Annotated in this window: 5 protein-coding genes; all 5 read left to right on the forward strand. The window is 64.1% G+C overall.

The window, feature by feature from the left end; translation table 11 throughout:
- Window positions 1-1469, forward strand: a 1469-nt coding sequence (gene treZ / locus WBB95_RS14385) for a malto-oligosyltrehalose trehalohydrolase (protein WP_424488183.1), incomplete at its 5' end; no start/stop codon positions are given.
- A complete protein-coding gene (malQ, locus tag WBB95_RS14390; protein WP_424488184.1) occupies window positions 1466-3550 on the forward strand; it encodes a 4-alpha-glucanotransferase in 2085 nt (694 codons plus the stop codon). The genes treZ and malQ, both read left to right, overlap by 4 nt.
- The gene (locus tag WBB95_RS14395) at window positions 3547-6297 is read left to right on the forward strand and encodes a malto-oligosyltrehalose synthase (protein WP_424488185.1); all 2751 of its coding nucleotides are present in this window, start codon (window positions 3547-3549) and stop codon (window positions 6295-6297) included. The genes malQ and WBB95_RS14395 overlap by 4 nt, the downstream gene beginning before the upstream one ends.
- Before the next feature lie 23 nt (window positions 6298-6320).
- On the forward strand, window positions 6321-6590 hold the full coding sequence (locus WBB95_RS14400; protein ID WP_424488186.1) for a DUF2934 domain-containing protein: 270 nt from the start codon (window positions 6321-6323) through the stop codon (window positions 6588-6590).
- 130 nt (window positions 6591-6720) lie between these two features.
- The coding region (locus WBB95_RS14405; RefSeq protein WP_424488187.1) for a hypothetical protein at window positions 6721-6871 on the forward strand (151 nt) is incomplete at its 3' end.

Consider the following 6871-nt stretch of genomic DNA (forward strand, 5'->3'; position numbering starts at 1 on the left):
TCGTCGACCCGCTCGCCTATCAGTGGCGCCACAGCCACTGGCCCGGCCGGCCGTGGCACGAGGCGGTGATCTACGAACTGCATGTCGGCGCGCTGGGGGGCTACGCCGCCGTCGAAGCCCAACTGCCGCGCCTGGCCGAGCTGGGCGTTACCGCGATTGAATTGATGCCGCTGGCGCAATTTCCTGGCGAACGCAATTGGGGTTACGACGGGGTCCTGCCCTACGCCCCGCAAGCCTCCTATGGCACCCCCGAACAACTCAAGCAACTGATCGACAGCGCCCACGGGCACGGCCTGGCGGTGATCCTTGACGTGGTCTACAACCACTTCGGCCCCGACGGCAACTACCTAGGCCAGTACGCGAAAAACTTCTTTCAGGAAGACGTGCACACGCCGTGGGGCGCAGGCATTGATTTTGATCGCCGTGAAGTACGCGACTTCTTCCTCGACAACGCCTTGATGTGGTTGCTCGAATATCGCTTTGACGGCCTGCGCCTGGATGCCGTGCACGCCATCGACAACCCCGGGTTCCTGAAAGAACTGGCGCAACGGGTGCGCGAGCAAGCCGACATCGGCCGCCACGTGTGGCTGGTGCTGGAGAACGAATTCAACCAGGCAAGCCTCCTGGAACAGGATTTCGACGCGCAGTGGAACGATGACGGCCACAACGCCCTGCACGTGCTGCTGACCGGCGAAACCGACGCCTATTACAGCGACTTCGCCCAAGACACCACGGCCAAGCTGGCGCGCTGCCTGGGCGAAGGCTTTATCTACCAGGGCGACACCACACGCCACGGCCATACGCGCGGCGAGCCCAGCGGGCATTTGCCACCGAGCGCCTTTGTGTTGTTTTTGCAAAACCATGACCAGATCGGCAACCGCGCGTTCGGCGAACGCCTGCATCAGCTTTGCACGCCCCAGGCCCTGAAAGCGGCGACTACCCTGCTGTTGCTGTCGCCGATGATTCCGTTGATGTTCATGGGCGATGAAACCAACGCCGCCGAGCCATTCCTGTTTTTCACCGACCACCATGGCGAACTGGCCGAAGCCGTGCGCGAAGGCCGTCGCAATGAGTTTGCCGACTTCGCCGCGTTTAAGGACCCGGAGCGGCGTGAGCGCATTCCGGACCCGAACGCCCTGCCGACGTTTCTGCAATCGGTGCCCACCTTCGTCGAAAACGAACACGCCCAGTTCTATCGCCACCTGCTGAGCCTGCGTCACCAGCATATCGTGCCGCATTTGCCCGGCAGCGTAGCGTTGGGCGCGCAGGTGCTGGCAGACGGCGCCGTCAGCGCGCGCTGGCGCCTGGGCGACGGCCGCGTGCTGCACATTGATTTGAACCTCAGTGCCACCGCGCTGGATCACCCCGCGCCACCGCATCTGCTATTCGAGACGCCTGCCCGTGACGAGGCGCAATTGGCGCCGTACAGCGCGCGCGTCGCCTTATTCCCTGTTGGAGAGCACCCTTGAGCGAAGCGAACCTGGAAATACTCGCCAGCCGCGCGGGCCTGGCCGTCGATTGGATCGATGCAAACGGCCGCCCGCAACATGTAAAACCCGCCGCCCTGCGCGCGGTTCTCAAAGGCCTGGGTCACCCGGCCGACACCGATGCCGAAATCGACGCCAGCCTGCTGGAACTGGAACAGGTGCAACAAGACAAGCACCTGCCGCCGTTGATGACCGTCGACAGCGGTGCCAGCCTGGACCTCGCGCGCTACTTCGAGCCCGACACCCTGTGCCGGGTCAGCCTGGAAGACGGCGACACCCTGGAATTGCGCCTCGACGGCAACGCGTTGCTGCCCGGCGTAATTGCCCTGGGCTACCACCAGGTGCACATCGACGACCAGACCTTCACCCTGGCCGTTGCGCCGACTCACTGCTACAGCGTGGCCGAGGCGGTCGACAGCCAGCCCGCCCGCGCGTGGGGCTTGAGCGCCCAGCTGTATGCCCTGCGTCGCCTGGGTGACGGCGGTTTTGGCGACACCTTGGCGCTGGAACACCTGGCCCGCTCCGCCGCCGAGCGCGGCGCCGATGCCCTGGCCATCAGCCCGATGCACGCGATGTTCAGTGCCGACCCCGAGCGCTACAGCCCGTATTCGCCTTCCAGCCGCCTGTTTCTCAACAGCCTGTATGCCTCGCCCGCGTGCATCCTCGGCGAGCGCGAAGTGCGCAGCGCCATCGAGGCTGCGGGCCTGGAGGATGAGCTGCACAGCCTGGAGCAGTTGACCCTGATCGACTGGCCCACCGCCGCCAAAGCCAAGCAACGCCTGTTGCGCGCGCTGTATGACGACTTCCGCCACGGCGGGCACCCGCAACACGCCGACTTCCTGAGCTTCCGCCAGGCCGGCGGTGAAGCCCTGGAAAACCACTGCCGCTTCGAGGCCGTGCAAACGGTTCGCGCGGCGGCAGGTGAGGACCTCGACTGGCGGCACTGGCCCGAGGCATGGCGTAACCCGCAAAGCCCGGCATTGGCGCAGTTCGCTGCTGAACACCCGGATGAGATCGGCTTTTTCGCTTTCAGCCAATGGTTGATCGCCCGCAGCCTGGCGCGCGCGCAACAAGCCGCCCGAGGCAGCGGCATGGGCGTAGGCCTGATTGCCGACCTGGCCGTCGGCGCCGATGGCGGTGGCAGCCAGGCCTGGAGTCGCCAGGATGAATTGCTCGCGGACCTTACCGTCGGCGCGCCCCCCGATATCCTTAACCGCGCCGGCCAGGGCTGGGGCATCTCCGCGTTTTCCCCGGAAGGCCTCAAGCGCAACGGCTTTCGCGCCTTTATCGAGATGCTGCGCGCCAATTTTGCCCATGCCGGCGGCCTGCGTATCGACCACGTGATGGGCCTGCAACGGCTGTGGGTGATCCCCATGGATGCCTCGCCGCGTGAAGGTGCTTACTTGTATTACCCGGTGGACGACCTGCTGCGTCTGCTCGCGCTGGAGTCTCATCGCCACCGCGCCATCGTGCTGGGCGAAGACCTTGGCACCGTGCCGGATGGCCTGCGCGAAAAACTCATCGGCCGCTCCATTCTGGGCATGCGCGTGCTGCTGTTCGAACAAAACCACGAGGGCCAGTTCAAGCCGATCCTCGACTGGCCGGACAATGCCCTGGCCACCACCAGCACCCACGACTTGCCGACCCTCAACGGCTGGTGGCACAGCCGTGATATCGAATGGAACATCCAATTGGGCCTGATCGATGCGCCCACCGTGGAGCAATGGAGCGAGCACCGCCTGCGCGAACGCCAGGCGCTGCGCCAAGCCTTGAGCCAGGACCCGCAGAACTTCGTCGATGAGATCCGCAATGACACCGACCACATGATCGACGCCAGTGTGCGTTACCTCGGCCACACCCGCGCGCCGCTGGTGCTGCTGCCGCTGGAAGATGCGCTGGGGATCGAGGAACAAGCCAACTTGCCCGGCACCACCGACACCCACCCTAACTGGCGCCGACGCCTGGCCGGTGAAGCGGCCAGCCTGCTCGACAATGAAAGCGCCGCACGCCGCCTGGAGCTGCTGGCCGTGGCGCGCAACCAGGCCCGCGAGCGTGACCTATGAAGGCCGTGCCGTTACGCGCGACCCAGCGCCTGCAATTCCATAAAGGCTTTACCCTGGACGACGCGGTGCCACTGGTGCCGTATTTCGCCCGGCTCGGCATCAGCCATGTGTACGCCTCGCCGCTGCTCAGTGCCCGCGCCGGTTCCATGCACGGCTATGACGTGGTCGACCCAACCACCGTCAACCCGGAACTGGGCGGCGAGCCGGCCTTGCGCCGGTTGGTGGCCGCGTTGCGCGAGCACGACATGGGGCTGATCCTCGATATCGTCTCCAACCACATGGCCGTCGGCGGTGCCGATAACGCTTGGTGGCTGGACCTGCTGGAATGGGGACGCTTGAGCCCCTACAGCGAATTTTTCGATATCCAATGGCACTCGCCCGACCCGCTGCTCAAGGGCCAATTGTTGATGCCGTTTCTGGGCAGCGATTATGGCGAGGCCCTGCAAACCGGCACCCTGACCCTGCACTTTGACGCCACCCACGGCGAGTTTTATGTGGAGCATTACGAGCACCGTTTCCCCATCTGCCCACGGGACTACGCGGTTATTCTCGGCACTGATGAGGCGCTTAAGCCGTTGGCCGATCGCTTCACAGCCCTGGCCTATGAAGACGACGCCTACCACGAAACGGCCTGGCTCAAGCAGGCGCTGGCTGAACGGGCCACCGAAGTGCTGCCCGCCATCGAGCAACGCCTGAGCGAATTCGACGGCCGCCAACCCGACGGTTTCAAGCGCCTGCACTCGCTGTTGGAGCAGCAGGCTTACCGCCTCGCCAGCTGGCGCACGGCGGCAGACGACATCAACTGGCGGCGCTTTTTCGACGTCAACGAGCTGGGCGGCCTGCGCGTGGAGCGCACCGCCGTGTTCGAAGCGACCCATGGCAAAATTTTCGAGTTGATCAGCGAGGGCTTGGTGGACGGCCTGCGCATCGACCATATCGACGGCCTGGCCGACCCGCGCGGCTACTGCCGCAAGTTGCGCCGTCGCGTGGATTCCCTATCGCCCGAGCGACACCTGCCGATCTTCGTCGAGAAGATCCTCGGCGAAGGCGAAACCCTGCGCGAAGACTGGCAGGTGGACGGCACCACCGGTTACGAATTCATGAACCAGCTGTCGCTGCTGCAACATGACCCGGCGGGCTTCGCGCCGCTGGCCGAGCTGTGGAGGCGCCACAGCGAGCGGCCTTCGGCGTTTATTGAAGAAGCCCGACTGGCGCGCCAGCAAATTCTTAACGGCTCACTCGGCGGCGACTTTGAAAGCGTGGCCCAGGCCCTGCTGCAAGTGGCCCGCGACGACGTGATGACCCGCGACCTGACCCTGGGCGCGATCCGCCGTGCCTTGCAGGAACTGATCGTGCACTTCCCGGTGTACCGCACCTATATCAGCGCCCGGGGCCGCAGCGCCGAAGACGACCGGTTTTTCCAGCAGGCGCTGGAAGGCGCGCGCACCACGTTGGGCGAAGGCGACTGGCCGGTGCTCGATCACCTGGAGAAATGGCTGGGCGGTCAGCCGTGGCGCAATCGTCCGGTGGGGCGTGAGCGCAAAATCCTCAAGCATGCGTGCGTGCGCTTCCAGCAATTGACCTCGCCCGCCGCCGCCAAGGCCGTGGAAGACACCGCGTTCTATCGCTCGGCAGTGCTGCTGTCGCGTAACGACGTGGGCTTCAGCACCGAGCAGTTCAGTGCGCCCCTGGCCGAGTTCCACGCGGTCAACCAACAACGCTTGCAGACGTTCCCGGACAACCTGCTGGCCACCGCCACCCACGACCACAAACGCGGCGAAGACACGCGCGCGCGCTTGGCCGTGCTCAGTGAGTGCGCCACTTGGTATGCCGAACAGGTCGAACACTGGCGCCGCCTTGCGGCGCCGTTGCGCAGCGACTCGGACAGCCCGTCAGCGGGCGATGAGCTGATCCTTTATCAGGTGCTGCTCGGCAGCTGGCCGCTGGACATGGACGTGAACTTTGAAGGCTATCAAGAGCGCTTGTGGCAATGGCAGCAAAAAGCCCTGCGCGAAGCCAAGTTGCAGAGCAGTTGGAGCGCGCCGAACGAGGCCTACGAGAAAGGCGTCGAGACCTTCCTGTCACGCCTGATGCTCAGCGAAGACGGCCGCGCATTGCGCAACGCCATCGGTGACGCGGCTCACGCCATCGCCCCGGCGGGTGCCCTGAATGGGCTGGCGCAATCCTTGCTTCGCCTCACCGTGCCGGGTGTGCCGGACCTGTACCAGGGCGATGAGTTCTGGGACTTCAGCCTGGTCGACCCGGACAACCGGCGCCCGGTGGATTTCAACGCGCGGCAACAAGCGTTGAAGTCGCCGCCGGGCATTCAAGAACTGTTGTCCCACTGGCGAGACGGGCGTATCAAGCAAGCGCTGATTGCCCAGGTGTTGGCCATGCGCAAGGCCAACCCCGATCTCTTGCGCAGCGGCGCCTATACACCGCTGGAAGTCACCGGCAAACACGCCGATCACGTCGTCGCATTTTGCCGCGAACACCAAGGCAAACGCTTGCTGGTGGTGGTGCCGCGTTGGACCCATCGCTTGCTTGAAAACGGTGTGCAGCCTCACATCAATGCGCAGGTTTGGGGCGATACGCGGGTGAAATTACCGTTCGCCGCCACAACTCAAAACTGGAAGGGACTTTTTCATACGGGCGCAGTCACACCAGACAAGGAGCTGCTGATCTGCACTGCCCTGGGGGATTTCCCGGTCAATGTCTTTATCAATCCTGATGATCAAGAAAGCTGAAATTTTCTGTGAGGAGCATTGTGATGAGTACTGAAGACAAACGTATTCGCGAGTTGGCGCATCAGATCTGGGAATCTGAAGGGAAACCCCATGGTGAAGATGCGCGTCACTGGGAGATGGCGCGCAAGTTGGCCGAAGCGGAAGCGCTGACGCCCAGCAAGCCAAAGCCTGCGACCAAGCCGAAAACCGCGCCCAAGCCTGCCGCCAAAGCCAAGCCGCCAGTGCCTGCCGCGAGCAAGCCGGCGCCCCCGGCGGCAAAAAAGCCCCCGGCAACGAAGAAGCCCAAGCCTTAATCCTGTGACCTTATGAGCCGCCTGCCGACAGTGTCGGTGGGCGGCTATTTCACTCTCCAATGTGCGCCGTTGAATACTCATCGGCACGGCCGTGTTCGGCCCGAAAAAAGACCTTTGCAGGAGCAACTTAATGAGCAAGCCCGATAAAAGCCAACCGACGCCGGACCACGAGCCGTCGCGGATTCGTGAAGGTTTGCCCTTCCCCCTTGGCGCCACCTGGGACGGCCTGGGCGTCAACTTCGCATTGTTTTCCGCGAACGCCACCAAGGTCGAACTGTGCC

This window comes from Pseudomonas sp. (assembly GCF_049645325.1).
Taxonomy (GTDB): domain Bacteria; phylum Pseudomonadota; class Gammaproteobacteria; order Pseudomonadales; family Pseudomonadaceae; genus Aquipseudomonas.

What these genes read in the sequence shown, in the direction of transcription:
- WBB95_RS14395 (WP_424488185.1), top strand. Translation starts at nt 3,547, where the DNA reads ATGAAGGCCGTGCCGTTACGCGCGACCCAGCGCCTGCAATTCCATAAA.
- WBB95_RS14400 (WP_424488186.1), top strand. Translation starts at nt 6,321, where the DNA reads ATGAGTACTGAAGACAAACGTATTCGCGAGTTGGCGCATCAGATCTGG.